This window comes from Mesorhizobium sp. B2-4-2 (assembly GCF_006442845.1).
Taxonomy (GTDB): domain Bacteria; phylum Pseudomonadota; class Alphaproteobacteria; order Rhizobiales; family Rhizobiaceae; genus Mesorhizobium.
The window spans coordinates 41,615-67,471 of the sequence record NZ_VFVM01000018.1 but is presented as its reverse complement, the minus strand read 5'-3'; the positions used below and the strand labels follow the sequence as shown (position 1 = coordinate 67,471).

Genomic DNA, 25,857 nt, shown 5'->3' with positions numbered 1-25,857 from the left:
AATTAATTCATGGCCTGCTCTCAGGCCGCTTTCGCTTCCGTCTCGTGCAGCGCGAAGGATCGTCCATCCGCGTCGAAGATATGAAGGTCTCCGGCGTCGGCGCTCAGCCGCAGTGTCGCCCCGCGCTTGACCTCGACATTGCCCGGCAGCTTGGTCACCAGCGGCAGGTCGGCGCGGCCGATGTCGACATAGACGAGTTGCACCTCGCCGAGCTGCTCGACATAATCCACCGTTCCTTCGAACAGATAGTCCGTGCCGCCGGCGATCGTCAGGTCCTCCGGCCGCACGCCGAAGCTCACCGACGCGCCCTTGGCCGAGGCCGGCGTCGCGATCGGCACCGTAGCCTTGCGGCCGCCGACATGACTGATGGCGGTCGGATTGCCCGATTTGTCGATGGTCGCCGGCAGGATGTTCATGGCCGGCGAGCCGATGAACTGGGCAACGAACAGATTGCCGGGTTTCTTGTAGAGTTCCATCGGCGTGCCGACCTGCTCGATATGGCCCTCCTTCAGCACCACGATGCGGTCGGCCAGCGTCATCGCCTCGACCTGGTCGTGGGTGACATAGATCATGGTGGTGTTGGGCATCGATTCCTTGAGCTTGGCGATCTCGATGCGGGTGGCGACGCGCAGCGCGGCGTCGAGGTTCGACAGCGGTTCGTCGAACAGGAACACCTTCGGGTTGCGCACGATGGCGCGGCCGATGGCCACGCGCTGGCGCTGGCCGCCCGACATCGCCTTGGGGAGGCGGTCGAGATAGTTGGTCAGCTGCAGGATCTCTGCCGCCTGGCGCACGCGCTTGTCTATCTCGGCCTTGCTTTCCTTGCCGATCTTCATCGAAAACGCCATGTTGTCGTAGACCGTCATATGCGGATAGAGCGCGTAGGACTGGAACACCATGGCGATGCCGCGTTTCGACGGCGGCACGTCGTTGACCACCTCGCCGGCTATTCTGAGCTCGCCCGAGGTGATCTCCTCGAGCCCTGCGATCGAGCGCAGCAATGTCGACTTGCCGCAACCCGACGGCCCGACGAAGACGATGAACTCGCCCGATTTGATGTCGAGGTCGATGCCGTGCAGAATGTTGAGATTGCCGTATGATTTCTTCACTTGCCTCAGCGTGACATCGGCCATGTTTCCCTCCAGTGGTCCCTAGAATTCAGTCGATGCGCCCGAACCAGGCGCCGTAGCCGCCGAGGCGGATGGAGCCGGAGCTCTGCTGTCCCGAAAATCCGTGTCCGGGCAAAGGTTGCAGCGATCGACCGCCAAGGTCAACCTCCGCTGGCCCGGATCCCAGGTTGAAGACGCAGACGATCTGCTCGTTGCCCGCGCGGCGCGTGAAGGCGACAGTGTCGCCCTGGCTTTCGATGAAATTGATATCGCCCTTGGCCAACGCCGGATGGGCACGGCGGAAGCCGAGAAAGCGTCGGTAGTGTTCGAGCAGCGAATGCTCGTCGCCTTGCTGGACATTGACGGCTTGCGACAGGTGCTTGGCCGGCACCGGCAACCACGGCTTTGCCTGGGAGAAGCCGCCATTCCTGGCGCTGCCGTCCCACACCATCGGCGTGCGGCAGCCGTCGCGGCCCTTGAATTCCGGCCAGAAGCGGATGCCGTAGGGATCTTGCAGATCCTCGAACCGCAATTCGGCTTCGCCGAGCCCCAGTTCCTCGCCCTGATAGATGCAGACCGAGCCGCGCAAGGACATCAGCAATGCCGAGATAACCTTGAGATAGGCGGTCGGGTCGGCTTCGTTGGCGGCCCAGCGCGAGGCCGGGCGCATCACGTCATGGTTGGAGAAGGCCCAACACGACCAGCCGTCGCTGGCAACCTTGCCAAAGGTTTCCAGCACCGAACGGACCTTGGCGGCGCTGATCTTTTCCGGCGCCAGGAAGTCGAAGGAATAGCACATGTGCACGCGCTTGCCGCCGGCTGTATAGGCCGCGACAACGTCCAGTCCGCGCTGTGAATCGCCGACCTCGCCGACCGCGGCCGTTGCCGGATATTCGTCGAGCAGGGCGCGGAAGCGTTCGAGGAAGCCGAGGTTCTCCGGACGGCTCTTGTCGTAGATGTGGTCTTGGTAGTTGTAGGGATTGACCGCGGGTGCGGTCTGGTCGTTGCGCTGCTCCGGCGGCAGCGGCGGGTTGTTTTCCAGCCCCTGGCTGTGGAAGTAGAAATTGATGGTGTCGAGGCGGAACCCGTCGACACCGCGCTCCAGCCAGAAGCGGGTCACGTCGAGCAGCGCGTCCTGGACTTCGCCGTTGTGGAAATTGAGGTCCGGCTGTTCCGCGAGAAAGTTGTGCAGGTAATATTGCTGGCGGCTGGTGTCCCATTGCCAGGCCGATCCGCCGAAGATCGACAGCCAGTTGTTGGGCGGCGTGCCGTCCGGCCTGGGATCGGCCCAGACGTACCAGTCGGCTTTCGGATTACTGCGGTTCGATCGGCTTTCCCTGAACCAGGGATGGATGTCGGCGGTGTGCGACAGCACCTCGTCGATCATCACCTTCAGCCCCAGCCTGTGCGCCTCCGCCGTCAGCGCGTCGAAATCGGCCAGCGTGCCGAACATCGGGTCGACGTCGCAGTAATCCGAGACGTCGTAGCCGAAATCCTTCATCGGCGATTTGAAGAAGGGCGAGATCCAGATGGCGTCCGCGCCGAGCGCGGCGATATAGGGCAGCCGCCCGATGATCCCCTTGAGGTCGCCGATGCCGTCGCCATTCGAGTCCTGGTAGCTGCGCGGATAAATCTGGTAGATCACGGCACCTCGCCACCAGTCGCTATCGACGGCGAGATCGGGCCTCGAACTGGCTTTCAAAGCGGATTGCATGGTTTCAGCCTCCTTTCACCGAGCCTGCGAGCAGCCCGCGGACGAAATAGCGCTGCAAAGAGAAGAACACGATCAGCGGCACGATGATGGTCACGAAAGCCGACGTCGTCAGGATCTCCCAGTCGCCGCCACGCGAGCCGAGCAAGGCATTGAGCTTGGCGGTCAGCACGATCTGATCCGCCTCCGTGCCAAGGAAAACCATCGCCACCAGGAGATCGTTCCATACCCACAGGAACTGGAAGATGGCGAAGGACGCCAGCACGGGAAATGACAGCGGCAGCACGATCTTGACGAATATCTCGAAATCGCTGGCGCCGTCGATGCGCGCCGATTCCATGATCTCGCGCGGCAGGCCGGCAATGTAGCTCCGCAAGAGGTAGATGGCGAAGGGCAGTCCGAAGCCGGTATGCGCCAGCCAGATGCCGAGATAGGTCTTGGAGGGCACGCCGAAGAAGGCGCCGACGCCGTTATAGAGCTTCAACAGCGGGATCAGCGACATCTGCAGCGGCACCACCAGCAGGCCGATGATGACCGCGATCAGAAGCGCGCGCCCGGGAAAGCGCATCCAGGCCAGAGCGTAAGCCGCAAAAGCGGCGATCAGGATCGGGATGACGGTCGCCGGGATAGTGACGGTCAGCGAGTTCATGAAGGAGCGGCCGATGCCTTCCGAAAACAGCACGGTCCTGTAATTGTCGGTGGTGAATTTCGGCGGCGCCGAGGAGGCATAGTAGACGCGCTGGCCGCGGTCGCCCTCGAACGCCTTGGGCGAGGTCATGACGAAGCTGCCGTCGGCATTGAGCTGCAAGGTAACGCCGTCGCCGAGATCGGCCGATGTGCCGGCCGGATATTGCGTCGGTGCCGCCGACTTGACGCCGAAGGCGCTGATCTCGCGCTTGGCGCCATCGCCGAAAATGTTGCCCTGGAGGACGAACTTGCCGTCCTTCTCGACCTGCGCCGAGGCGGGCGGCAGGCGTCCAGCTTCGGTCTGGGTCGAACTGGCGAACGAGTTCCACCAGCCCGAGGCGATGATCTGGTCCTTGTCGCGCAGCGACGATATCAGGATGCCGAGCGTCGGCATGGTCCAGATCGCAACGAAGACCAGGACGGCGATGTGAACGCCGAAGCGGCTGGCGAAGGAGTTTCCGGTCGCGACGGTCATCTCAATGTCCTCCCGTCTCTTTGTTGGCCTGGCGTATGTTCCAGACCATGATCGGAATGACCGCGATCATGATGATGATGGCGATTGTCGCGCCGCGGCCGAAATCACCGCCGCCACGGAACATCCAGTCGAACATCAGATTGGCCAGCACCTGGCTGTTCCATTGGCCATTGGTCATGGTCAGGACGATGTCAAATACCTTGAGCACCAGGATGGTGATTGTGGTCCAGACCACGGCGATGGTGCCCCAGATCTGCGGCACCATGATTTTCCAGAAGATCTGGAACGGATTGGCACCGTCGATGACGGCGGCTTCCAGCGTCTCTTCCGGAATGCCGCGCAGCGCCGAAGACAGGATGACCATGGCAAAGCCGGTCTGGATCCAGATCAGGATCACCATCAGGAAGAAATTGTTCCAGAACGGCAGCGATATCCAGACCTGCGGCTGGCCGCCGAAATGCTGGATGATGGCGTTCAGGATGCCGATCTGCGTCTGGCCTTCGCCGCGATACTCATAGATGAATTTCCAGATGACGCTGGCGCCGACGAAGGAGATCGCCAGCGGCAGGAAGATCAGGCTCTTGGCGATCGTGCCCCACCAGATCTTGTCGGTAAGCACGGCGATGATCAGGCCAAGGAAGGTACAGGCGGCGGGCACTACGGCCAGCCAGAGCACATTGTTGAGGATCGAATTGCGAAACTCGCGGTCGCCGAAAGCCCATTGATAATTGGCCAGGCCGACGAAATTGGCGCCGCCGCGATCGAGGAAGGACAGCCGCAGCGTCTCGACCACCGGATAGATGAGATAGATGGTCAGGATGATCATCGCCGGACCGACGAACAGCCAGGGCCGGATCAGCCCTTGCCGGCGCAGATTGTCGACGGCGGCGGCACCCGAGACGCCGCGCGAGGGAAAGGTGACGTCGAGCAGTTTGTTGGCGCCCCAGAAATAGGCGACGCAGCCGCCGACGCCGATGATGATGACGAATATGGCCGAGAAAATCTGAGCCGCCATGGGTCCCTCTCCCTGCACGACCCGCCAGGATGGAAACGATCCTTGCGATTGCGCCGCGCGCCGATCTCGTTGTTGAGCGCGAGCAGGCAGGGAAGCGTGTGGCTCCGTGCCCGCCGCATGCCGGAATGTCTACGCTGTCAAGACTGGAACCTGATCCGTCCCGGTTGGCCGGGCTGGGATGTTGCGATGGGGCCGGTCGGATCCGGGCCGGTTGGCCCGGATCCGCTCGGGAGGTGGAGGCCGAGGCCTCCGCAGACGCGGCTCTTACTTGATCGCGTCCCAGCTCTTCTGGATGTCGGTGGCGACGTCCTGCGCCGACTTGCCGCCGACCAGGTCGATCATGCCGGTCCAGAAGGCGCCGGCGCCGATCTTGCCCGGCATCAGGTCCGACCCGTCGAAGCGGAAAGTCGAGGCGTTGGCCAGGATCTCGCCCTGCTTGCGCAGCGCATCGCTGGCATAGGCATCCTTGTTGACTGCCTTGAACGGCGTCACGAAACCGCCTTCGGCCATCCAGATCTCATGGGCCAGCGGCATCTTCAGGAATTCGATGAACGCGCGGGCGGCCTTCGAGTCCTTGGTGATCATCGCCAGCGTTCCGGCGCCGAGCACGGGAGTGCCGAGTTCGGGCTTGGAGGCATAGGGCGGGAAGTAGAAGAAATCCGCGTCCTGGCCGATTTTCGTGCCTTCGGGGAAGAAGGTCGGGATGAACGACGCCTGATGGTGCAGGTAGCACTTCGGCGGCACCGCGAAGAGGCCCTTGGGGCTGTCGCGGAAATCTGTGGCCGCGACCGCCTTGGCGCCGCCATCCACCATCTTGTCGTCGGTCGCGATCTTGCCGAAGATGTTGATTGCATTGACCACGGCCGGGTCGTTGAACGGGATCTCGTTCTTCACCCATTTGTCGTAGGTTTCCGGAGACTGCGTGCGCAGCATCAGGTCTTCCACCCAGTCCGTCGCCGGCCAGCCGGTGGCGCCGCCCGAGCCGAGCCCGATGCACCATGGCGTGCCGCCGTCGGCGATAATCTTCTTCTCGAGGTCGGCGAGTTCTTCCTGCGTCTTCGGTACCTTGTAGCCGGCTTCCTCGAAATTGTCCGGCGAGTACCAGACCAGCGACTTCACGTCGGCCTTGTAGGGGAAGGCGAAGAAGCCCGGCTTGCCGTCCTTGTCCTTGAAGGTGCCGAGGTCGACCCATGACTGGCCGGCGCCGTAATTGTCCTTGACCCATTTGGCGGTGTCGTCGCCGAGCGGCGTCAAGAGACCCTTGGAAGCAAGGTCCTGGATCAGGCCGGGTTGCGGCAGAACGGCGATGTTGGGCGGGCTGCCGGCCTGCGTGTCGATGACGATCTGCTGCTCGTAATTTTCCGAGGAGGAATATTTGATCTCGGCGCCGGTGGCTTCCGAGAAATAATCGAGTACGCCGCGCACCAGGGTCTCGTCCTCGCCGCGCCATGGCCCGAAGATCGACAGGGTCTCGCCCTTGAGGTCGACTTTCTTGAGCTCTTCGTAGTTTGCCCAGTTGAAACGCTTGTCCTCGCCCGGCTTGAACTTCAGTTCGGCCTGCGCGGGCGCGCCGAGGGCGAGCACGGCAAGCGCGGCGCCCAGCAAAAGCATTTTCTTCATCGGTATTCCCTCCCAGTGGGTCACAAACACCGGACGGAACCTCCATTCCGCCCGCCGACGCCGCAGGACTGTGACTCAGTCGGAAAGGAACCGCAACCTTTCGAAGAGTCTTCCAAAGCGCTTTGGCTATTTCGATCTCGCCATTGAATCGTCCAGAAGTCAAGAGGCGTGGTAACTTAATCGATTTAATTCCGGAGTCTGGCGCCTGGAAAATCGCGCTGCAGCATGCTTTTTTGGCAGTGCAGCAGCAATTTATGTTTCAAACCTGCACCAAGCCTGCCTATGGTCGCCATGACATGCCGGGCCTGCCGCAGGGCTTGGGTCGATTCAATTTAAAAGCGCTTTGAGGCATGGAGGCCTCTCGTGAACCTGAAGCAACTCGCGCACATGCTGGCGCTTTCGCAGACCACGGTAAGCCGGGCGCTGAACGGCTATCCCGAGGTCAACGAAGAGACGCGCCGGCGCGTCATGGACGCCGCCAAGCGCCATGGCTATCGCCCCAATCCGAGCGCACGCCGGCTTGCGACCGGCAAGTCCGGAATGATCGGCTATGTCTTGCCGACGGGTGCTGCCGTCGACATCGACCCACACTTCGTCGAATTCCTGTCCGGCCTTGGCGATTATGCGCGCTCGCACGAGCTCGACCTGGTGCTGTCTCCCGCCGACGCCGACGACCAGGAGACGACTTACCGGCGCATCGTCGCCAACCGCCAGGTCGACGCCGTCTACATCTCCTCGCCGACGCCGGCCGACCGGCGCGTGGCGCTGGTCAACACGCTCGGCATACCCTTCATCATCCATGGCCGCAGCGAAGGTTTCGATTTCGATTATCCCTATCTCGACATCGACAATGAGGGCGCCTTTCACGAGGCGGCACGGCTGCTCGTCCAGCTCGGCCACCGGCGGCTGGCGCTGATTAATGGCGATGACCGCGAAACCTTCGCCGTGCATCGCGAGCGAGGCGTGCGCCGGGCGCTCGCCGCGAGCGGCCTGACCTTGGGCGACCGCCATGTCTGCTCCGTTGCCATGACCGAGGAGAACGGCTATCGCGCCGCCCGGCGCCTGCTCGAACAGGACGGCGCGCCGACCGCGATCGCCTGCTCCAGCCTGATCATGGCGCTCGGCGTCGTGCGCGCCGTGCGCGACCTCGGCCTGAGCATCCCCGGCGACATCTCATTAATTGCACATGACGACGTCTTCCCATGGCTGAAGCCGGAGAATTTCTCCGTACCGCTGTCGACGACGCGCTCCTCGATCCGGCTCGCCGGCGCCCGCATCGCCGAGCGTCTGGCCGCACGGATATCGGGCCTGGAGGAGGGCCCGCGCGGCGAGGTCTGGCCGGTCGACCTGGTGATCAGGGGGTCGGTTGCCGGAGCGCCTGCCTAGGGTTAGAGCCAATCGCTCCGAGGGGCCGAGTTCGACCGCTTGCGGGCGTTGCCGGAAGATCGATTGCAGTGTCATGGATAGTGGTCTGCCTGCACCGCGCTTGCTTTGGCTTTCAGAGGGTGGCAACCAGTAAGCCAAAGCCATCAACCAGCCCTCCTGGATGCCCAATTTGCCCATATTCCCGTTCTCCGAAATGGATCCAATCCAACATCCTGGCCCACCGCCGAAGCGTTCGGAGGTGGTCATCATTGGTGGCGGCATTATCGGCGTAACGACGGCTCTTTTCCTGGCGGAGCGGAACATTCCGGTCACGCTGCTGGAAAAAGGCCGCGTTGCGGCCGAACAATCGTCCCGAAACTGGGGCTGGATTCGAAAGCAGGGGCGCGACGCAGATGAACTGCCAATTGTCATCGAGGCTTTTCGCCTATGGCGGCAACTGGCTGAGGAATGCGGCGAAGACATCGGGCTGGACCAGACAGGTGTGACCTATCTGGCGAACTCCGACAAGGACATGGCCGGTTTCGAAGAGTTCATGAAGATCGCCGCCATCCATGGGCTCGACACTCGCCTCCTGGACGCGGACGAAACCGCGAAACTCATCAAGGGCATGTCGCGCAAGTTCAAGGGCGCGATGACGACGCCCTCCGACATGCGCGCGGAGCCTTGGTTGGCGGTACCTGCGCTTGCTCGTCTTGCCGTCCGAAAAGGCGCCAAGATCATAGAGAATTGCGCAGCGCGAACCCTCGAAATCTCAGCCGGCAGGATCAGAGGAGTGTGGACCGAGGCGGGATACATTGAAAGCTCCAGCGTACTGGTCGCGGGCGGCGCCTGGTCGTCCCTGTTCCTGAGAAGACACGGCGTCTCCATCCCCCAACTCAGCGTCAGGGTAACCGTAGCCGCAACGGAGCCTATGCCTGAAATCTATGCAGGTGCGGCAGCGGACGAACACATCGCTTTCAGGCGCCGACAGGATGGCGGATACACGCTCGCCCCGGGAGGTAGTAATTTGCTTTACCTGGGGCCTGACGCATTCCGGCACGCCACCAAGTATCTTCCCGCCCTCATGGCCAATCCGCTCGGAACCCGCTACTTTCCGTGCGCTCCATCGGGTTACCCTGATAGCTGGTCGACCCCGCGCGATTGGCCCCCGGATTCCCAGAGTCCTTTCGAAAGAATGCGGGTGCTCAACCCGGCCGCTGAACGCTCCGGCCTCCGTTCTGTAGAGCGCAATTTCAGACGCCTTTTTCCACAGTTCGAAACAGTTCGCTTGAAGGCAGGGTGGGGAGGCATGATTGACGCCATGCCCGATGTCGTCCCCGTCGTGGATCACGCCCGGGCAGTCGTCGGTCTTTTCGTGGCCACGGGAATGAGTGGTCACGGCTTCGGTATCGGACCTGGAATCGGTCGCGTCGTTTCCGACCTGATACAGGGTAACGCGAGTGGGCATGATCTCAGCCGCTTTCGGCTGTCACGCTTCTATGATGGAAGCGCCGTTCGGTTGGGTCCGGCCCTCTAGATGTTTAGTCCAGCATTCGTCCCGTCTCGGCCATCGCAAATAGCCGATTGAATTTAGGAGCATGTTGCCAAGGATCATTCCTTCGCCGTCTCGGCGGCCTTGATGTCCAGCAGCCCGTAGCCGAAGTCATCGTCCCGCCCTTTCGAACCGAGATCCCGGGCCGTTGCGGCAAGCGCCTTTTCGATGGCGACGGCCGAGCGGTCCGGCGCGGCGTGGATGAGATTGGCGATGGCGCCCGAGACGATCGCGGCGGCGAACGATGTGCCGGTGACGACATCCGAGCCGGCTCCGCTCGGCGCCACCATCTCGACGCCCGGCGCCGAGATGAAGACATAGGCGCCGCGATTGGCCTGCGGCATCAGCCCATCCCTGGCGTCGGTGGCGGTCACCGCGATGACGCCGTCGAAGGCGGCCGGGTAGCCATAGGGCGCCTTGGGCCCGTTGTTGCCGGCGGCGGCGACAAGAACCATGCCGAGCGCGCGTGCATTGCGGCAGGCGATGCCGAGCAGGTCGTTCTTCGGACCGACGAAACTCATATTGATGATGCGCACGTCCTGCTCGGCCGCCCAGTCGAGCGCAGCGAGGATGACGTCCATTGTCGACTTGCCGCCTTCGAAGGCACGTGCGTGATAGATCCTGGCGCCGGGCGCCATGCCCCTGAGCGCGCCGACGCCGGCGATCAGCCCATCGACCGAAGTGCCGTGGTCGCGCTTTTCGACCGGCACGTCGGGCATGGCGTCGAACTGGCCGGCGATGACCCCGGCCAGCGTCGGATTGGTGTCGTCGACGCCGGTATCGATTACCGCGACGCGGACGTTCTCGCCGCTCGCATGGTTGGCGTCGAGCGCGATGCGCTCGAACGCATAGTTGACGATGCCCGCCGCCTGCTGAAGCGAATAGATATGGTTGGGCTCACGCCGCTGCGTGCGGCTGTCGGCGGCAAGCTGCGCCAGCACCACGCCGACGGGGCGACCGTCGGGAATGCCGAAGCGCACAAGCGTGGTGCCGAGCAAAAATGATTGCCGCTGCGAGCGCACATCGAGGCCGAAGGAAGCGGCGATCTGCTGCACGGCGCCCGCATCGCCATCGACGGTCACCAGCACCTCGTCGGGCACGAAATCGCCGGCCACGGCGCGTGGCGGCTGAACGGCGATGAGATCGCTTGGCGAGACGATCGGCCCGCCCGAAGGCAGTCCGGCCTGCGTGCCGGCGGGCGGCGCCGCCGGGTCCGGCCGTGGCGTCGGCACCGGTGCCGCGGGAGCGGCCGGATTGGGGAACAGGTCGACGATCAGGGCGGGAAGAAACACGGCACCGGCCGCGCCGTCACTGATGCTCTTGCCGTCCTTGCCACAGTCGGCGCCCGCCGCATCGGTGCCGTTGCGGCAGTCGATCTTTCCCCGGTTGGCATTGGCGTCGTTGCCCTGCGCCGACGCAGGCCCGGTGGCGATCGTCATCGCTGCCGCAAGAATTGCCGCAAATCGGATGACCGCCTCAGCCGCCATCGGCCGGTTTCCTTCCCTCGATCACGGTGTCGGTGAAAGGCTGGGCGGCAACAAGGCCGAGTTGCCTGGTGTAGTCGGCCGCGTTGGCGGCCGGAATGCCGAGCCGGAACACGCCCCCGGCGGTCGGTCCGTCCAGGATCTTCAGGCCGCTGCTGCCGAGAAAGGCGGCGATGTCGGACATTTTCGCGTCGGGCTTGAACTTGACCAGGGCGAACGGCATCTTCGCCATCTCGTCCTGCGCGCCCGCGATCTCGAAATTGCCGTCCTTGCCGCCGGGCTGCACGAACGACTGCACCATGACCAGCGCCAGCAGAGCCGCGGCCGCCGCCCAGGCGACGCCGACCGGCAGCGCCATGAAACGGCCCCAGGCCTGCGCCAGCCAGGACGAACCGGCGGCGGCGCGCGCCGGGCCAGCCTCCGCATCGAGCGCCCTGGAAAAGCGGCTCAGCGCGTCGGCCGGCGGACGGATCGCCTCATTGGCGGCCGCGGTGCTGGAGAATTCAGCCTCCGCCTCGCCAAGGGCGGCCATCGCCGTCGGATCGCTGGCCAGCCATTCCTCGACGGCCTCCAGTTCCGAGCCTTCCAGCGAACCGTTCAGGTAGAACGGCAGCAACGTTTCCATTTCGTCGCGGCGCGACATCTTTTCAGCGGCGCTCATGGCCACCCCCTGTCGTAACCGGCGGCCTTGAGGGCTTCGCCGAGTTTCTTGCGGGCATAAAACATGCGGGTCTTGACGGTCGCGACCGGGATGTCGAGCACCTCGCCGATCTCGGTCACCGATTGCCCCTGATAATAGGCGAGATCGATGACCACGCGATGCTCGCGCGGCAAGGCATCGATGAAGCGGCGCAAGGCAGTGCTCTTGTCCTCCTTCATGGCAACGATCTCGGGCGTATCGGCGCCGTCGGGCACCGCGGCTGCGGCCTCGTCGTCGATCCAGTCTTCCTTTTTCTTGCGCAACAGGGACAGCGCCTTGAAGCGGGCGATGCCGAGCAGCCATGTCGAGACTTCGGAACGTCCCTCGAAACCCGGCGCCTGGCGCCACAGTTCGAGGAACACCTCGTTCGCGATGTCGTCAGCCATCATTTCCGATCCCGTCTGGCGCGCCACGAAGCGGTATATCCGCGCGTGGTGGCGCATGAACAGGAGCCGCACGGCGGCCCGGTCGCCCTTCGCGACCCGCTCGACAAGCGCGCGATCGGTCTCCATCGCGCCGGTCATGACCGATCGAGCCGCCTGGCTCCTGCCTGCTCTGTCGCTGATCGGCTCAAAAAGGTTCATCCTCCGCCAAGGAATTTGCGGAGGCTAACCGAAGAAGATGAGCCTTGCCAGTGGGTGAAGGGGAAGCTAGCTCAGGAAAGGCTTCGCCTTCATCGTCGCCGGCACCGACACCCCCAGTCGGCTTAGAACCGTCGGCGCCAGCTGCAGCTGGTCGAGCAGTGTGTCGGCATCCGGTCCCTTGCCGGCGCCGAAATAATACAGCGCGAAATCCTGCATCTCCTCATCATGGCCGCCATGGTGGCCGCGGTCGGTCTGGCCGTGATCGGCGGTGACGATCACTTCATAGCCGGCGTCGCGCCAGCGCGGCAGGAAAGCGGCCAGCATGCCGTCCATCGCGTAGCACGCATGGTCCATCTCGTGACAGTCATGGCCGAAACGGTGGCCCATCGAGTCCAGCGTGCAAGTGTGCAGGATGCCGTAATCGATGCCGTGGCGGCTGCTCAGCATGGTCAGCGTGGCGAACAGGTCGACGTCGCTCGGCGTCATCTGGTTGCGCGCGTTGTAGCCGGTCATGGTGTGGAAGCGGCCATGCGTGATCGGCCCGCCCGGCTCGTCATACTCCATGTCCTCGACGAGGTCGAACGGGTAGGAACGGAAGAACTCCGACCAGTAGGAGTGGGTGACCGCGCCGGTTATTCCCCCGGCCCCGGTGACCTCCGAGAAGATGTCGGGCTGGCTGACGCGGAAGCGGTTCTCGTTGGAAAGAATGCCATGCGCCTGCGGCGGCACCCCGGTGTGGATCGAAGCATAACAGCAGGCCGAGGTCGACGGCAGCACCGAGCGCATCCTCCATACCCGCGCTTCGCCCGACTGCACCCAGCCTTCGAGGTTGCCCATCAGCCGGCGCCAGTTCCGGTAAGGCACGCCGTCGAGGATGATCAGCAACAGTTTGGTCTTGAGCGCCACGAGCTGCTCCATGCGATTGTGGGGGGAACGAGCACGCCGCGTGTCGCACGGACACGCGGCGTGCTCGGCAGGAACTTGATGTCAGGCGTTCAGCCAGCATTCGGCGAGCGCGTAGCCGTCCATCATCTCGCCGATCGGGCTCTTGGCGAAGCCGCCGATCTTGTTGGTGGCGGCGTCGATGAACTGGTTGAAGAAAGGCACGATCAATCCGCCTTCGTCGCGCATCAGCACGGCCATGTCGTGATAGATCGCCTTGCGCTTGTCCTGGTCGAGCTCGCCGCGCGCTGCAAACAGCATCTTGTCGAACTCGGGCCGCTTGAAACGCGTGTCGTTCCAGTCGGCGTTCGACACATAGCCGGTGGAATACATCTGGTCCTGCGTGGCACGCCCGCCCCAGTAAGACAGCGAGAAAGGCTGCTTGTTCCAGACCTCCGACCAATAGCCGTCCCCAGGCTCGCGCTTGATCTCGATCTTGATGCCGGCCTTGGCGGCACTCTGCTGATAGAGCTGTGCCGCATCGACGGCCCCGGGGAAGGCGACGTCGGAGGTGCGCAGCAGGATCGAGCCGCTGTGGCCCGACTTCTTGTAGAGCGCTGCAGCCTTTTCCGGGTCGAACTTGCGCTGTTCGATGGCCGAAAACAGCGGATAGGCCTCGTTGATCGGGAAGTCATTGCCGACCGAACCGTAGCCGCGCAGGATCTTTTCCAGCATCTCGTCGCGGTCCATGGCGAGCTTGAGCGCCATCCTGAGATCGCCGTTGTCGAAGGGCGCGGTGTCGCAGAACATGTTGAACGGGTAATAGCCCTTGCCCGAAACGTTCTCGATGCTGACGCCGGGGATGCGCTTGACGAGATCGACCACCTTCGGCTCGACGCGATTGATCATGTGCACCTGGCCGCCTTGCAGGGCCGCCAGCCGCGCCGTCGCATCGTTGATGACGACGATCTCGACCTGGTCGGCATGGCCCGCCTTGTCGCCCTGCCAGTAATTGGCGAAGCGCTCGCCGCCATGGCGCACGCCGGGCTGGTTGACGGTCACCTTATAGGGGCCGGCGCTGATGCCCGCGTTCGGATCGTCCTTGCCGCCATTGGGCTGGATGACGAGATGATAGTCGGCCATCAGATAGGGGAAGTCGGCATCGGCGTCGGCAAGCGTGACGACGACCTCCTTGCCGTTGGCCTTGATGCCCTTGATGTTCTTGAGAATGCCGAGTGCGCCCGACTTCGACTTCTCGTCGGCGTGGCGCTCGATGGTGGCCGCGACATCCTCCGCGCCGACCGTCTTGCCATTGTGGAACTCGATGCCGTCGCGGATCTTGATCGTCCAGGTCTTGGCATCCGGGGAAGCGCCGATGTCCTCGGCGATCAGGTTGACCAACCTGTTGTCGGGGGTGAGGCGAACCAGATATTCGCCCCACTGCTTGCCGAAGCTGAAGGTGACCTGGCTGAGGTTCAGCGCCGGATCGAGGCTGTTGGTCGATTCGCCGCCCTGCAGGCCGGCCTTGAGAATGCCGCCCTTGACCGGCGTCTGCGCGAAGGCTTTCCCGGCCAGCGTCGTTGCCAGCGCCGCCGACATGCCCAGCGCCGCGGTGCGCCCGAGAAAGTCACGCCGCGATATCCGGCCTTGGCCGGCGAGTTCAGCGAGATGGTCGAGTTCAGTCTTCATGTCCTACCCCTTTTTGAAACAACCGCACACAGGCGATGCCGTCCGAAGGACGTCTGGCCCTCCAGTGTTGCATCCGGATGACGTTCGTCATCTCCTTGACTGGCGAACCGCTGGCTAGTTCCCGGCGCTCGCCATGCGTCGCCCCTTGATCGCCTTTTCCAGCCAGCCGATCTCCATTTCCGGAACCGAGGACAGCAGGAGGTCGGTATAGGCATCGAAAGGCGGTGTGAGCACCTTGCTTTTGGAACCGTAACGGACCACCTCGCCGCGATACATCACCGCGATCGAATCGGCGATCGACCTTACCGTCGCAAGGTCGTGGGTAATGAAGAGATATGCGACCTTCTCGTGCTGCTGCAGGTTCAACAAAAGCTTGAGAATGCCGTTGGCCACCAGCGGGTCGAGCGCCGAGGTCACCTCGTCGCAGATGATCAGCTTCGGTTTGGCGGCGAGCGAGCGGGCGATGCAGACGCGCTGCTTCTGGCCGCCCGACAGCTCCGCCGGATAGCGGTCGAGGAAGCCTTTGCCCATCTCGATCTCGTCGAGCAATTCGGCGACGCGCCGGTCGCGCTCACGTCCCCGCATGCCGAAATAGAACTCCAGCGGCCGGCCGATGATGGTGCCGACGGTCTGGCGCGGGTTCATGGCCACGTCGGCCATCTGGTAAATCATCTGCAGCTGCCGCAGATCCTCCTTCGGCCGGTCGGCAAGCCGGTTGGCAAGCGGGCGCCCGTCGAAGGTCACCGTGCCCTGTTCGGGCGGCAGGAGCCCTGTGATGGCGCGCGCCAGCGTCGACTTGCCGGAGCCGGACTCGCCGACCACCGCCAGCGTCTGGCCGGGATAGATATCGACGGAGACGTTCTTCAGCACCTTGACATGACCGCCGCCATAAGCGGCGGTGACGTTCTTCACGGACAGGAATGGCGAGACGCCGGGTTTCTGCTCGGCGTGTTCGATCTCGTGCACTGACACCAAAGCGTTGGTGTACTCCTGGCGCGGTTCCTTGATGATCTGGCGGGTGCCGCCCCATTCGACCAGACGGCCGTGGCGCAGCACCATGATCTCGTCCGAAACCTGGGCGACGACGGCGAGGTCGTGGGTGATGTAAAGCGCGGCCACATGCGTGTCGCGGATGGCGTCCTTGATCGCCGACAGCACGTCGATCTGCGTCGTCACGTCGAGCGCCGTCGTCGGCTCGTCGAAGACGATCAGGTCCGGTTCCGAGCACAGCGCCATCGCCGTCATCACACGCTGCAGCTGGCCTCCGGAGACCTGGTGCGGGAAACGCTCGCCGATGGTTTCGGGATTGGGCAGGCTCAGCTTCTTGAACAGCGCGACGGCGCGTTTCTCGGCCTCCGCGCGCGTCGCCCTGCCGTGCAGGAGGGTGGCTTCGACAACCTGGTCCATCAGCCTGTGCGCCGGGTTGAACGCCGCTGCCGCCGACTGCGCGACATAGCAGACCTCGCGGCCGCGCAGCCTGCGGAAACCTTCCTTGCCGCCCTTGAGGATGTCGCGGCCGTTGAGGAGCACCTCGCCGCCGGTGATGCGCACGCCGCCGCGCCCATAACCCATCGAAGACAGGCCGATGGTCGACTTGCCGGCACCGGATTCGCCGATCAGGCCGAGCACCTTGCCCTTTTCCAGGGTCAGCGAGACGTCGTGGACGAGCGTGATGGTCTTTGGCGCTTCGCCCGGTGGGTAGACCATGGCTTCGATGCGCAGGTTGCGGATATCGAGGAGCGGGCTGGATTTCGCTTTGCTGTCGGCCATCATCCGCGTCCTCCTTTCAGGCTTGTCGTGCGGTTGAGCACCCAGTCGGCGACGAGATTGACCGAGATCGCAAGCGCCGCGATCGCGGCCGCCGGTATGAGCGCCGCGGCAATGCCGAAGACGATGCCGTCCTTGTTTTCCTTGACCATGCCGCCCCAGTCGGCATCCGGCGGCTGTACGCCGAGGCCAAGAAAGGAGAGCGTCGACAGGAACAGCACGGCATAGATGAAGCGCAGGCCGAGTTCCGAGACCAGCGGCGACAGCGCATTGGGCAGGATCTCGCGGAAGATGATCCAGGTGCTGCCTTCGCCGCGCAGCTTGGCGGCTTCGACATAGTCCATGACGTTGATGTCGACGGCCACCGCGCGCGACAGGCGGTAGACGCGGGTCGAGTCGAGAATGCCCATCACCAGGATCAGCGTCACCAGGTTTGTCGGCAGCACCGAGAGCACGACAAGGCCCATGATCAGCGTCGGGATCGACATCAGAAGATCGACGAGGCGCGACAGCAGCGTGTCGAACCAGCCGCCGAACACCGCCGCCGAAAAGCCGAGAATGGCGCCAAGCGAGAAGGACAACGCCGTGGCGAGCACTGCGATGAAAAGGGTGATGCGCGCACCATAGATCATGCGCGACAGCAGATCGCGGCCAAGGTTGTCGGTGCCCAGCCAGTGCGCCGCCGACATGGGCTCCCAGACGTCGCCGACGATCTCGCCATTGCCGTGCGGCGCAAGCCACGGCGCGAAGATGGCCGCCAGCACGAACAGGGCCGTCAGCACCAGGCCGACCAGCGCGGGCACGGGGATGCGTTTGATGTCGAGCATGCCCGCCCTCTTCATTTGGGATGCCTCAGGCGCGGATTGGCGACGATTGCCGCTATGTCAGCGATGATGTTGAGGCCGATATAGACGGCGGCGAAGATCAGTCCGACCGCCTGCACCACCGGCACGTCGCGCTTGGTGACGTGATCGACCAGATACTGCCCCATGCCGGGATAGACGAAGATCACTTCGACCACGACCACGCCGACGATCAGATAGGCGAGGTTGAGCATGACGACGTTGATGATCGGCGCGATGGCGTTCGGGAAGGCATGTTTGCGGATGACCGCGAAAGCCGAGAGCCCCTTGAGCTCGGCGGTCTCCACATAGGCCGATTGCATGACGTTTAGGATCGCAGCGCGCGTCATGCGCATCATATGGGCAAGCACCACCAGCGTCAGCGCCGCCGCCGGCAGCGCGATCGCCTGCATGCGTTCACCGAAAGGCATGCCGTCATAGACGGTCGAGATGGCGGGGAACCACTGATGCTGAACCGCGAAGTAGAAGACCAGCAAGTAGCCGATGAAGAATTCCGGGAAGGAGGTCGAGGCGAGCGCCAGTCCCGAGATCAGCTTGTCGACCCAGCCGTTGCGGTAGCGCACCGCGATCAGGCCAAGCGTTATGGCCAGTGGAATGGCCACGATCGCCGCCCAGAAGGCGAGGAAAAGCGTGTTCCACAGCCGGCCCTTGATCGATGTTGCGATATCCTGTCCGCTCGACATGGCGGTCCCGAGATCGCCGGTCAAAACGCCGCCGAGCCAGCGGAAATACCTGATATAGGCCGGATCGTTGAGCCCAAGCTGCTCACGCAGATTGGCGAGCGATTCCGGTGTCGCCGACTGCCCTAGGATGGCTTGCGCGACGTCGCCGGGCAGGATCTGTGTGCCGGCGAAGATCAGGACCGAGACGGCCAACAAAAGGAGGATGCCCAGCGCGACGCGCTGGGCCACCAGTTTCACGATGGGTGAGGACATCTGGGCAAGGCCGGCTCAGGCTTCGAGCCAGCACTTTGCCAGGGCATAGCCATTCATCAACTCCTGGTGCGGATCGTCCACCCAGCCGCCCACCTTGGCGCCGGTGGCGTCGATGAACTGGTTGAACATCGGCAGGATCAGGCCGCCTTCGTCGCGCACCATGACGGCCATGTCGTGATACATCGCCTTGCGCTTGGCCTCGTCCAGCTCGGCGCGCGCCGCCAGCACCATCTTGTCGAAATCCGGGCGCTTGAAACGCGTGTCGTTCCAGTCGGCGGTCGACAGGTAGGCGGTCGAGTACATCTGGTCCTGGGTCGAGCGTCCGCCCCAATAGGAGGCGCAGAAGGGCTGCTTGTTCCAGACCTCGTTCCAGTAGCCGTCGCCCGGCTCGCGCTTGAGCTCGATCTGGATGCCGGCCTTGGCCGCGCTCTGCTGGAAAAGCTGGGACGCGTCGACGGCGCCGGGAAAGGCGACGTCGGAGGTCCTGAGCAGCACCGCGCCGTCATGCCCCGACTTCTTGTAGTGGAACTTGGCCTTGTCCGGATCGTATGTGCGCTGCTCGATCTCGGTGAACAGCGGGTAGGCGGCATTGATCGGGAAATCATTGCCGAGCGAACCGTAACCGCGCAGCACCTTCTTCAGCATTTCTTCGCGGTCGATCGCCAGCTTCAGCGCCATCCTGAGGTCGTTGTTGTCGAACGGCGCCGTATTGCAGTGCATGATGAAGACGTAGTGGCCCGGTCCCGCATGGTTGCGGATGGTGACGCCCGGCACGCGTTTGATCAGGTCGACGATCTTCGGCTCGACGCGGTTGACCATGTTGACCTGGCCGCCCTGCAGGGCGGCCGTACGGGCCGTAGCGTCGTTGATGACGATGATCTCGATCTGGTCGGCATGGCCCATCTTGTCGCCCTGCCAGTAATTGGCGAAGCGCTCGCCGCCATGGCGCACGCCGGGCTCGTTGGTGGTGACCTTGTAAGGGCCCGCCGAGATGCCGGCATCGGCCTTGTCCTTGCCGCCATTGGGCTGGACGATCAGGTGGTAGTCGCTGAGCAGGTAGGGCAGATCGGCATTGGCCTCCTTCAGCGTCAGCACCACTTCCTTGCCGCTGGCCTTGATGCTTTCGATGCCTTTCATGTAGCCGAGCGCGCCGGACTTCGACTTCTCGTCCGAATGACGCTCGAGCGTGGCGGCGACGTCTTCGGCGGTCACCGTCTTGCCATTGTGGAATTCGACGCCGTCGCGGATCTTCAGTGTCCAGACCTTGGCATCGTCGGACGAGCCGATCTCCTCGGCGATGCGGTTCTCGAGCTTGCCCTCTGGGGAAAGCTCGACGATCAGTTCGCCCCACATCTTGCCGAAGGCGAACGGCACCTGCGTCATGAACAGGGCTGGATCCAGGCTGTTGGTGGACTCGCCGCCAACCAGGCCTGCCTTGAGCGTGCCGCCCTTGACCGGGCCGGCTGCGCGCGCCGCGCTCGAAAGCAGTGAGTTGGCGAAGGTCGCGGTGACGCCGAGCGCTGCCGCCCGGCCGAGAAAATCCCGACGGCTGAGCTTGCCTGAGGCGACGCGTCGGCTAAGGAATTCCAGTTCGTTTGACATTTTGAGTTCCTCACTCTGTTGGTTCGACCTTAGTGGTCGTTTTCTTGTTTCTTGTGAGGGGAATAATGACCGCAAGGGAAAGCGGTAAGCAAGACCGAATGCGACATGCCGTGGCGTAAATGGCACGTCGCAATTGGACCAATGCCTTGCCGCTCAAACAAGCGAGCGCGGAACCGCCTGTTCAAAATCGCGTTCGAAGACGAGTTTTTCGCCTTCGTAAGCTTCAATTCGGGCGCTTACGATGAAGTTTTTGGCGTCCGAGCGTATTTCGGCCGATGTTTCGGTGCGCACCGACCATCCGCTTCGCGACAGGGTTTGCGTCCAATGCGTCCGTCCCCCAGCCGACAACGGATCGTCCGGATGGATCGTCCAGGTCTCGCGGGCGATGCTGCCGTTCGCCAGGCCATGTGCAAGATCGCGCACCTCGCCGAAATCGTCTTCTATGGAAAGCGTGACGATGCCGGTCTTCTCGTCGCGGTCGACGCGGCGTTCCGAATTGGCCGGGCGGATCGTCTCGGTTGCCCAGGGGGAAGCAGCCTCCGGCGCGGCGAACGTGACCTCGTCGCCCGTCGCCAGCGGGCGCAGCGGCAGCTTCAGCGTCGCCGCCGACAGGCTCAGGCGGACCGGCTCCGGCGAGGGCCAGATCATGGGCCAATAGGCGTTCGAGACGGCTATGCGCAAATGGTGGCCGGCCGGCACGCGATAGGCGCACTGGTCGAGCACGACGCGTGCCGAAACGCTCTCGCCGGGGACAAGCGCTTGCGGGAATTCGTGCGAGAGGCGATGCGTCAGGTTGAGCACGCCATAGGAGATCAGTTCGGAGGCGCCATCGGGATGCACGTCGCAAAGCCGCACCGCGATGTTGGCCTGCGGGCGGTCGCAGGATAACCGGACGTCGACTTCCGGTGCGCCGACGACGTCGATCGCCTCGGCGAGTTCCGGCTGGTCGAAACACACCGACAGCGCGTCGTCGGGACGCTGGTCGCCCGGCAATTCCGGGCCGAAGGTGAACGGGAAATACTCACCGCCGGCCAGCCCACAGCTTTGCGGCGAAGCGATGGTGACGGATTTACCGCCCGCCGGGATCAATTCGATCGTTTGCGTCTTGATGTCGGGCGAAGGCCACTGCCGCTCCGCCACCCAGCGGCCCGGCCGTTCCGGATGCCAGCGCGCCGGCCGCACGCTGTCCATCACATAGGCGCGGTAGGCCGGGTCGGCCTCGACGCCGGTCTCGACGCCCTTTAGCCAGCGGTCCCACCAGCGTAGCGCTTCCTGCAGGAAGCCGATTGCCGGCTGGGGCCCGGCATAATGCGGGTATTTGTGGATCCAGGGGCCGACGATGCCTTTGACCGGCGCCTCGATGTTGGCGACGAGATGCGAGATGGTGTTGCGGTAGCCGTCATGCCAGCCGCCGATCGACAGCACCGCGGCCTTGACGGCGGAGAAATCCTCGCAGATCGAGCCGCGTTTCCAGTAGGCGTCGCGGTGCTGGTGGCCAAGCCAGAGCGGCAAAAGGAACGACTGGTTCTCCAGTCGGCTGAGCCACAGGTCGCGCCATCTGTTGTCGCCCGCCAGCAGCGGGTCCGGCGGCCGTGACGAATAGGACAGCATTGTCGAGGCCCAGCCGAAATTTTCCAGCAGCAGGCAGCCGCCCTTGTAGTGGATGTCGTCGGCATAGCGATCAACGGTCGAGCACAGGCTGATGACCGCCTTGAGCGCCGACGGCTGCATGGCTGCCACCTGCAGGCAGTTGAAGCCGCCCCAGGAAATACCCATCATGCCGACATTGCCGTTGCACCAGGGTTGAGCCGCCGCCCAGGCGATGACGTCGCAGGCGTCCTGCAACTCCTGCTCGGAATATTCGTCGTCCATCAGCCCTTCGGAATCGCCATTGCCGCGCATGTCGACACGGATCGAGGCATAGCCGTGGCCGGCGAAATAGGGATGCGTCAGCTGGTCGCGAAAGATGGTGCCGTCGCGCTTGCGGTAGGGCAGGTGCTCGAGGATGACAGGCACCGGATCGTCGCCGGCATCTTCCGGCATCCACACCCGCGCCGACAGCCGGCAGCCATCCGGCATAACGATGCCCATATCAGGGAATTCGACGACCTTGCGGGGAAACTCGGTGACGGTTTTCATGGCGCGCATAACGCCTCGCGGCGCGGCAAGTTTCAATCGCCATTCGCGACTGGAGCAGTGGAATATGCGACCTGTGCCGCTGCTTGGTGCCCTCAGTTCAGCGGAATGTCGTTCTCGGCCTTGTTGGCCTGGTAGTCGCCAGAGAGCGCTTCATAAAGTGCTGCAATCTTGCCGATGCGCGCCTCCAGCCGCCCGCGTTCCGCCTCGGGCAGCGCCCGCACCAGCCTGCGGATCGAAAAGCTCTTCCAATAGGCGTTCTCGGCATTGTAACCGCCGGGATCGAGGGTGAAGACCTCTTTCAGGATTTTCAGATCGTGCGGGATGGCAAAACTGTCGCGCGAATCCTCGTGGCTGAACAGATAGTAGAAATTGTCGAAACCGGTCCAGGTGATCGCCGACAGGCAGAGCGAACAGGGCTCGTGCGTGGCCAGGAAGATGGCCTCCTTGGTGTCGACACGTTCGGCTTTGGGCATTTCGTAGAAGCGTTTCAGGCAGTGCACTTCGCCATGCCAGAGCGGGTTTTCGATCTCGTTGTTGGTTTCGGCCAGCACCAGCGAGCGGTCGCCTTTCTTCAGGATCGCCGCGCCGAACAGCTTGTTGCCATGGGCGACGCCTTCCTGCGTCTTCGGCACGATGTCGTGCTCGATGACGTCGAGCAGGCGGTCGATCAGCGAAATGTCGGTCATCAAAGGATCTCGTCGGGGAGATGAATCTCGTAGGCGTGCGAAAAATGGAATTCTTCGAGATTGGAGCCGTCGCCGCCACGGTCGACGATCAGGAAATCCTGGGGCTCACCCAATGGCGTCAGTACGCCGTGCCATAGATTGCGTGAATAATTGATGCCTTGCCCTGGCTTGGTGATGAAGGCATGCGGCTCGGCCGGACCGTCCTTGCCGTCATGACAGACGACGACCAGGAACGGTCGTGGCGACAGCGGGACAAAGGCCTGGCTGCCGAGCGGGTGACGCTCGACCATGGTCAGCGCCAGCGGCAATTCGTAAGGCGTGCCGCGCACCATCGAGATCAGCACGCGCGCATTCGGCCCCACGGCCTCGGCGGTCGCCAGATCATGGTAGCGCTCGGCCTTGCCGCCATTGATCGGGTAGTGGTTGTCGCCGCCCATGTCGATGACATCGCCGAACGGGGCAAAGCCCTCGCGGGTCAGCGGCCGCGCGACGATGCGGGTCACGGCGCACGCCCTGCGATCCCGGCACTGCCGAGCTTGGCGTGCCGGTTGACGTCCTTGTAGAGCAGATAGCGGAATTTTCCCGGTCCGCCGGCATAGCAGGCCTGCGGACAGAAGGCGCGCAGCCACATATAGTCGCCGGCCTCCACCTCGACCCAGTCCTGGTTGAGCCGGTAGACGGCCTTGCCTTCCAGGACATAGAGCCCGTGCTCCATGACATGGGTCTCGGCAAAGGGAATGACCGCGCCCGGTTCGAGGGTGACGATGGTCATGTGCATGTCATGGCGCATGTCGGCCGGATCGACGAAGCGCGTCGTCGCCCAACGGCCGTCGGTACCGGGCATCGGCGTCGGCCCGATGTCCTGCTCGTTGGTGAAGAAGGCTTGTGGGACCTCGAGGCCGCTGACGGGCTCATAAGCCTTGCGTATCCAGTGAAAGCGGACAGCCGCATTGCTTTCGTTGCGAACAGTCCAGCCGCTCGACGGCGGCAGGAAGGCGAAGCCGCCCGGCCGCAAGACATGTCTTTCGCCGGCAAGCAGGACGGTCAGTTCGCCTTCGACCACGAACAAGGCGCCCTCGGCGCCGGCATCGGGTTCCGGCCGGTCGCTGCCACCGCCGGGCGCGATCTCGACGATGTACTGCGAAAACGTCTCGGCAAAGCCCGACAGCGGCCTCGACAATATCCAGACGCGGGTCTTGTCCCAGAATGGCAGGGCGCTGGTGACGATGTCCTGCATCACGCCCTTGGGGATGACGGCATAGGCCTCGGTGAAGACGGCGCGGCCGGTCAGAAGCTCACTCTGGCCGGAATGGCCGCCATGTGGAGCATAATAGGTTCGCTCGGGCATTCTGATCGTATCCATGGGTTCAAACCTATTGCGGAAGCATGTCCTTGAGGCGGAAGAGCGCGATGCGCTCGACCTGTTTGCAGGCGGTCTCGAATTCGACGCCGCGGCTGTTGCCGATGCGCCTTTCGAACTCCGCCAGGATTTCTTGCCTGGTCTTGCCCTTCACCGCGACGATGAACGGGAAACCGAAGGTGGTGACGTAGGCGGCGTTAAGCTTGGAAAACAGCTCGCGCTCCTTGTCGGTCAGCGCATCGAGGCCGGCCGAAGCCTGTTCCCTGGCTGATTCCGCCGTCAGCCGCCTGGCCCTTGCCAGCTTGCCGGCAAGGTCTGGATGGGCGTTGAGCACGCCCAGCCGCTCCGTTTCGCTTGCGGCGCGGAAAACGCGGCAGAGCGCATTGTGCAGGCCGCCGGCGCTGTCGTGCGCCGGGCCAAGTTCCAGCTCGTAGGCGCGCTCGGCTATCCACGGCGAATGTTCGAAAACGCCGCCGAAAGCATGCACGAAGGCCTCGAATTCCATCCTCGAAGGGCGCAGCACCGGCTGCTTGTATGGATGGGTCTCGCGCCAATGCCTGGCGATGTCGATACGCCGCGCCAGCCAGACCTTGTCGTGCGACTTCACATAGTCGACGAAGCGCTTCAGCGCCGCCACCCGCCCCGGCCGCCCGACGAGGCGACAGTGCAGGCCGATATTCATCATGCGCGGCCGCCCAGCCTTGCCTTCGGCATAGAGCGTGTCGAAACTGTCCTTCAGATAAGCGAAGAACTGGTCGCCCGAGTTGAAGCCCTGCGGCGTGGCGAAGCGCATGTCGTTGGCATCGAGCGTGTAGGGGATGATGAGCTGTGGCCTGTCGGTCCCGTCATCCGCGAACCAGTAGGGCAGTTCGTCGTCATAAGTGTCGGAGACGTAGTCGAAGCCGCCTTCCTCCGCCACCAGCCGCACGGTGTTGACCGACGTCCGGCCGGTGTACCAGCCCGTCGGGCGCGTGCCTGTCACTTCGTAGTGCAGCCGGATCGCCTCCTTGAGGTCGCGGCGCTCGTCCTCGGCGCTGTGGTCGCGGTAGTCGATCCATTTCAGCCCGTGCGAGGCGATCTCCCAGCCGGCATCCTGCATCGCCGTCACCTGATCGGGCGAGCGGGCGAGTGCCGTGGCGACGCCGTAACAGGTCACTGGCACCTCGGCCTCGGTGAACAGGCGAAGCAGCCGCCAGAAGCCTGCCCGCGCCCCATATTCGTAGATCGATTCCATGTTCCAATGGCGTTGGCCCGCCCAGGGAGCCGCGCCGACGATTTCCGACAGGAAGGCTTCCGAAGCCTTGTCGCCATGCAGGACGCAGTTCTCGCCGCCTTCTTCGTAATTGACGACGAATTGCACGGCCACATGCGCGCCACCGGGCCATTTGGGATCCGGCGGATTGGCTCCGTAGCCGCGCATGTCTCTGGTGTAACGCATCGTCCCTCCCACGGGGCATCGCCCGAAGTATGATCAGGATATCGAAAGGGTGCTTCTCGCATTCCCCCGAAAATTTTTGAAAGTGTTTTTGTCGCACTCCGCTCGACCGGGACTTATGCATCGCCTTTAATTGGCGCACAATTCATCAGCAATGTTTGGCTGTACCGGCCGGTTTGTTCGTATTGGAATGGGAG

22 protein-coding genes are annotated in these 25,857 nt (G+C 63.5%); 3 read left to right on the top strand and 19 right to left on the bottom strand.

Annotation, left to right across the window (positions count from 1 at the left end; genetic code table 11):
* Positions 1-20: 20 nt before the first annotated feature.
* The 5 genes from ugpC to FJ942_RS27080 all read right to left on the bottom strand — a co-directional run bounded on the left by ugpC (position 21) and on the right by FJ942_RS27080 (position 6,617).
* The gene (gene ugpC / locus FJ942_RS27100) at positions 21-1,133 is read right to left on the bottom strand and encodes a sn-glycerol-3-phosphate ABC transporter ATP-binding protein UgpC (RefSeq protein ID WP_140525615.1); all 1,113 of its coding nucleotides are present in this window, start codon (positions 1,131-1,133) and stop codon (positions 21-23) included.
* 25 nt (positions 1,134-1,158) lie between these two features.
* Complete coding sequence (locus tag FJ942_RS27095) at positions 1,159-2,823, bottom strand: alpha-glucosidase (protein ID WP_140567869.1); 1,665 nt, start codon at positions 2,821-2,823, stop codon at positions 1,159-1,161.
* A gap of 4 nt (positions 2,824-2,827) precedes the next feature.
* Positions 2,828-3,982: a carbohydrate ABC transporter permease gene (locus FJ942_RS27090; RefSeq protein WP_140625642.1), complete on the bottom strand. Its 1,155-nt coding sequence runs from the start codon at positions 3,980-3,982 to the stop codon at positions 2,828-2,830.
* 1 nt (position 3,983) lies between these two features.
* Entirely contained in the window at positions 3,984-4,997 is a 1,014-nt protein-coding gene (locus FJ942_RS27085; RefSeq protein ID WP_140501210.1) for a sugar ABC transporter permease, read from the bottom strand.
* A gap of 264 nt (positions 4,998-5,261) precedes the next feature.
* Positions 5,262-6,617, bottom strand: coding sequence for an ABC transporter substrate-binding protein (locus FJ942_RS27080; RefSeq protein ID WP_140567866.1), 1,356 nt, complete (start codon positions 6,615-6,617; stop codon positions 5,262-5,264).
* Between the two features lie 122 nt (positions 6,618-6,739).
* Between FJ942_RS27080 and FJ942_RS27075 the strand changes: the two genes are divergently transcribed.
* The 3 genes from FJ942_RS27075 (at position 6,740) to FJ942_RS27065 (ending at position 9,519) form a co-directional block, all read left to right on the top strand.
* Positions 6,740-6,964: a hypothetical protein gene (locus FJ942_RS27075; protein WP_140512791.1), complete on the top strand. Its 225-nt coding sequence runs from the start codon at positions 6,740-6,742 to the stop codon at positions 6,962-6,964.
* 16 nt (positions 6,965-6,980) lie between these two features.
* Positions 6,981-8,003 (top strand): substrate-binding domain-containing protein, encoded by a 1,023-nt coding sequence (locus FJ942_RS27070; protein WP_140501204.1) that lies wholly within the window; start codon positions 6,981-6,983, stop codon positions 8,001-8,003.
* Positions 8,004-8,172: 169 nt separating this feature from the next.
* On the top strand, positions 8,173-9,519 hold the full coding sequence (locus FJ942_RS27065) for an FAD-binding oxidoreductase (RefSeq protein WP_140672533.1): 1,347 nt from the start codon (positions 8,173-8,175) through the stop codon (positions 9,517-9,519).
* A 74-nt stretch (positions 9,520-9,593) separates the two neighbouring features.
* Here FJ942_RS27065 and FJ942_RS27060 read toward each other — a convergent pair whose 3' ends face one another.
* The 14 genes from FJ942_RS27060 to puuE all read right to left on the bottom strand — a co-directional run bounded on the left by FJ942_RS27060 (position 9,594) and on the right by puuE (position 25,663).
* The gene (locus tag FJ942_RS27060; RefSeq protein WP_140672532.1) at positions 9,594-11,021 is read right to left on the bottom strand and encodes a S8 family serine peptidase; all 1,428 of its coding nucleotides are present in this window, start codon (positions 11,019-11,021) and stop codon (positions 9,594-9,596) included.
* Positions 11,011-11,679 carry an anti-sigma factor gene (locus FJ942_RS27055; protein ID WP_140558770.1) on the bottom strand — a complete coding sequence of 223 codons (669 nt, stop codon included), beginning with the start codon at positions 11,677-11,679 and terminating at the stop codon, positions 11,011-11,013. The genes FJ942_RS27060 and FJ942_RS27055 overlap by 11 nt, the downstream gene beginning before the upstream one ends.
* Positions 11,676-12,242 (bottom strand): sigma-70 family RNA polymerase sigma factor, encoded by a 567-nt coding sequence (locus FJ942_RS27050; protein WP_140512795.1) that lies wholly within the window; start codon positions 12,240-12,242, stop codon positions 11,676-11,678. The genes FJ942_RS27055 and FJ942_RS27050 overlap by 4 nt, the downstream gene beginning before the upstream one ends.
* A gap of 126 nt (positions 12,243-12,368) precedes the next feature.
* Complete coding sequence (locus FJ942_RS27045) at positions 12,369-13,208, bottom strand: alkaline phosphatase family protein (protein ID WP_140558768.1); 840 nt, start codon at positions 13,206-13,208, stop codon at positions 12,369-12,371.
* Positions 13,209-13,289: 81 nt separating this feature from the next.
* Positions 13,290-14,873 carry an ABC transporter substrate-binding protein gene (locus FJ942_RS27040; RefSeq protein ID WP_140558767.1) on the bottom strand — a complete coding sequence of 528 codons (1,584 nt, stop codon included), beginning with the start codon at positions 14,871-14,873 and terminating at the stop codon, positions 13,290-13,292.
* 114 nt (positions 14,874-14,987) lie between these two features.
* Positions 14,988-16,643, bottom strand: coding sequence for an ABC transporter ATP-binding protein (locus FJ942_RS27035; protein ID WP_140501254.1), 1,656 nt, complete (start codon positions 16,641-16,643; stop codon positions 14,988-14,990).
* Positions 16,643-17,467: an ABC transporter permease gene (locus FJ942_RS27030; protein WP_140501190.1), complete on the bottom strand. Its 825-nt coding sequence runs from the start codon at positions 17,465-17,467 to the stop codon at positions 16,643-16,645. Before FJ942_RS27030 ends, FJ942_RS27035 begins: the two co-directional genes overlap by 1 nt.
* A gap of 11 nt (positions 17,468-17,478) precedes the next feature.
* Positions 17,479-18,438, bottom strand: coding sequence for an ABC transporter permease (locus tag FJ942_RS27025; protein ID WP_140512803.1), 960 nt, complete (start codon positions 18,436-18,438; stop codon positions 17,479-17,481).
* Between the two features lie 15 nt (positions 18,439-18,453).
* The gene (locus FJ942_RS27020; protein ID WP_140512805.1) at positions 18,454-20,040 is read right to left on the bottom strand and encodes an ABC transporter substrate-binding protein; all 1,587 of its coding nucleotides are present in this window, start codon (positions 20,038-20,040) and stop codon (positions 18,454-18,456) included.
* Between the two features lie 153 nt (positions 20,041-20,193).
* Positions 20,194-22,179: a CocE/NonD family hydrolase gene (locus tag FJ942_RS27015; protein ID WP_140658474.1), complete on the bottom strand. Its 1,986-nt coding sequence runs from the start codon at positions 22,177-22,179 to the stop codon at positions 20,194-20,196.
* 92 nt (positions 22,180-22,271) lie between these two features.
* On the bottom strand, positions 22,272-22,865 hold the full coding sequence (locus FJ942_RS27010; RefSeq protein WP_140501182.1) for a nucleoside deaminase: 594 nt from the start codon (positions 22,863-22,865) through the stop codon (positions 22,272-22,274).
* The gene (locus FJ942_RS27005) at positions 22,865-23,368 is read right to left on the bottom strand and encodes an ureidoglycolate lyase (RefSeq protein WP_140501180.1); all 504 of its coding nucleotides are present in this window, start codon (positions 23,366-23,368) and stop codon (positions 22,865-22,867) included. The genes FJ942_RS27010 and FJ942_RS27005 overlap by 1 nt, the downstream gene beginning before the upstream one ends.
* Positions 23,365-24,228 (bottom strand): bifunctional allantoicase/(S)-ureidoglycine aminohydrolase, encoded by an 864-nt coding sequence (locus FJ942_RS27000; RefSeq protein WP_140658470.1) that lies wholly within the window; start codon positions 24,226-24,228, stop codon positions 23,365-23,367. Before FJ942_RS27000 ends, FJ942_RS27005 begins: the two co-directional genes overlap by 4 nt.
* 10 nt (positions 24,229-24,238) lie before the next feature.
* Positions 24,239-25,663, bottom strand: coding sequence for an allantoinase PuuE (gene puuE, locus FJ942_RS26995; protein WP_140658468.1), 1,425 nt, complete (start codon positions 25,661-25,663; stop codon positions 24,239-24,241).
* Between the last annotated feature and the right edge of the window lie 194 nt (positions 25,664-25,857).

Coding starts and splice junctions, on each gene's coding strand:
- FJ942_RS27055 (WP_140558770.1), bottom strand. CDS start 11,679: ATGAGCGCCGCTGAAAAGATGTCGCGCCGCGACGAAATGGAAACGTTG.
- FJ942_RS27085 (WP_140501210.1), bottom strand. CDS start 4,997: ATGGCGGCTCAGATTTTCTCGGCCATATTCGTCATCATCATCGGCGTC.
- FJ942_RS27090 (WP_140625642.1), bottom strand. CDS start 3,982: ATGACCGTCGCGACCGGAAACTCCTTCGCCAGCCGCTTCGGCGTTCAC.
- FJ942_RS27020 (WP_140512805.1), bottom strand. CDS start 20,040: ATGTCAAACGAACTGGAATTCCTTAGCCGACGCGTCGCCTCAGGCAAG.
- ugpC (WP_140525615.1), bottom strand. CDS start 1,133: ATGGCCGATGTCACGCTGAGGCAAGTGAAGAAATCATACGGCAATCTC.
- FJ942_RS27080 (WP_140567866.1), bottom strand. CDS start 6,617: ATGAAGAAAATGCTTTTGCTGGGCGCCGCGCTTGCCGTGCTCGCCCTC.
- FJ942_RS27060 (WP_140672532.1), bottom strand. CDS start 11,021: ATGGCGGCTGAGGCGGTCATCCGATTTGCGGCAATTCTTGCGGCAGCG.
- FJ942_RS27030 (WP_140501190.1), bottom strand. CDS start 17,467: ATGCTCGACATCAAACGCATCCCCGTGCCCGCGCTGGTCGGCCTGGTG.
- FJ942_RS27015 (WP_140658474.1), bottom strand. CDS start 22,179: ATGAAAACCGTCACCGAGTTTCCCCGCAAGGTCGTCGAATTCCCTGAT.
- FJ942_RS27050 (WP_140512795.1), bottom strand. CDS start 12,242: ATGACCGGCGCGATGGAGACCGATCGCGCGCTTGTCGAGCGGGTCGCG.
- FJ942_RS27000 (WP_140658470.1), bottom strand. CDS start 24,228: ATGGATACGATCAGAATGCCCGAGCGAACCTATTATGCTCCACATGGC.
- FJ942_RS27010 (WP_140501182.1), bottom strand. CDS start 22,865: ATGACCGACATTTCGCTGATCGACCGCCTGCTCGACGTCATCGAGCAC.
- FJ942_RS27095 (WP_140567869.1), bottom strand. CDS start 2,823: ATGCAATCCGCTTTGAAAGCCAGTTCGAGGCCCGATCTCGCCGTCGAT.
- FJ942_RS27040 (WP_140558767.1), bottom strand. CDS start 14,873: ATGAAGACTGAACTCGACCATCTCGCTGAACTCGCCGGCCAAGGCCGG.
- puuE (WP_140658468.1), bottom strand. CDS start 25,663: ATGCGTTACACCAGAGACATGCGCGGCTACGGAGCCAATCCGCCGGAT.
- FJ942_RS27035 (WP_140501254.1), bottom strand. CDS start 16,643: ATGGCCGACAGCAAAGCGAAATCCAGCCCGCTCCTCGATATCCGCAAC.
- FJ942_RS27025 (WP_140512803.1), bottom strand. CDS start 18,438: ATGTCCTCACCCATCGTGAAACTGGTGGCCCAGCGCGTCGCGCTGGGC.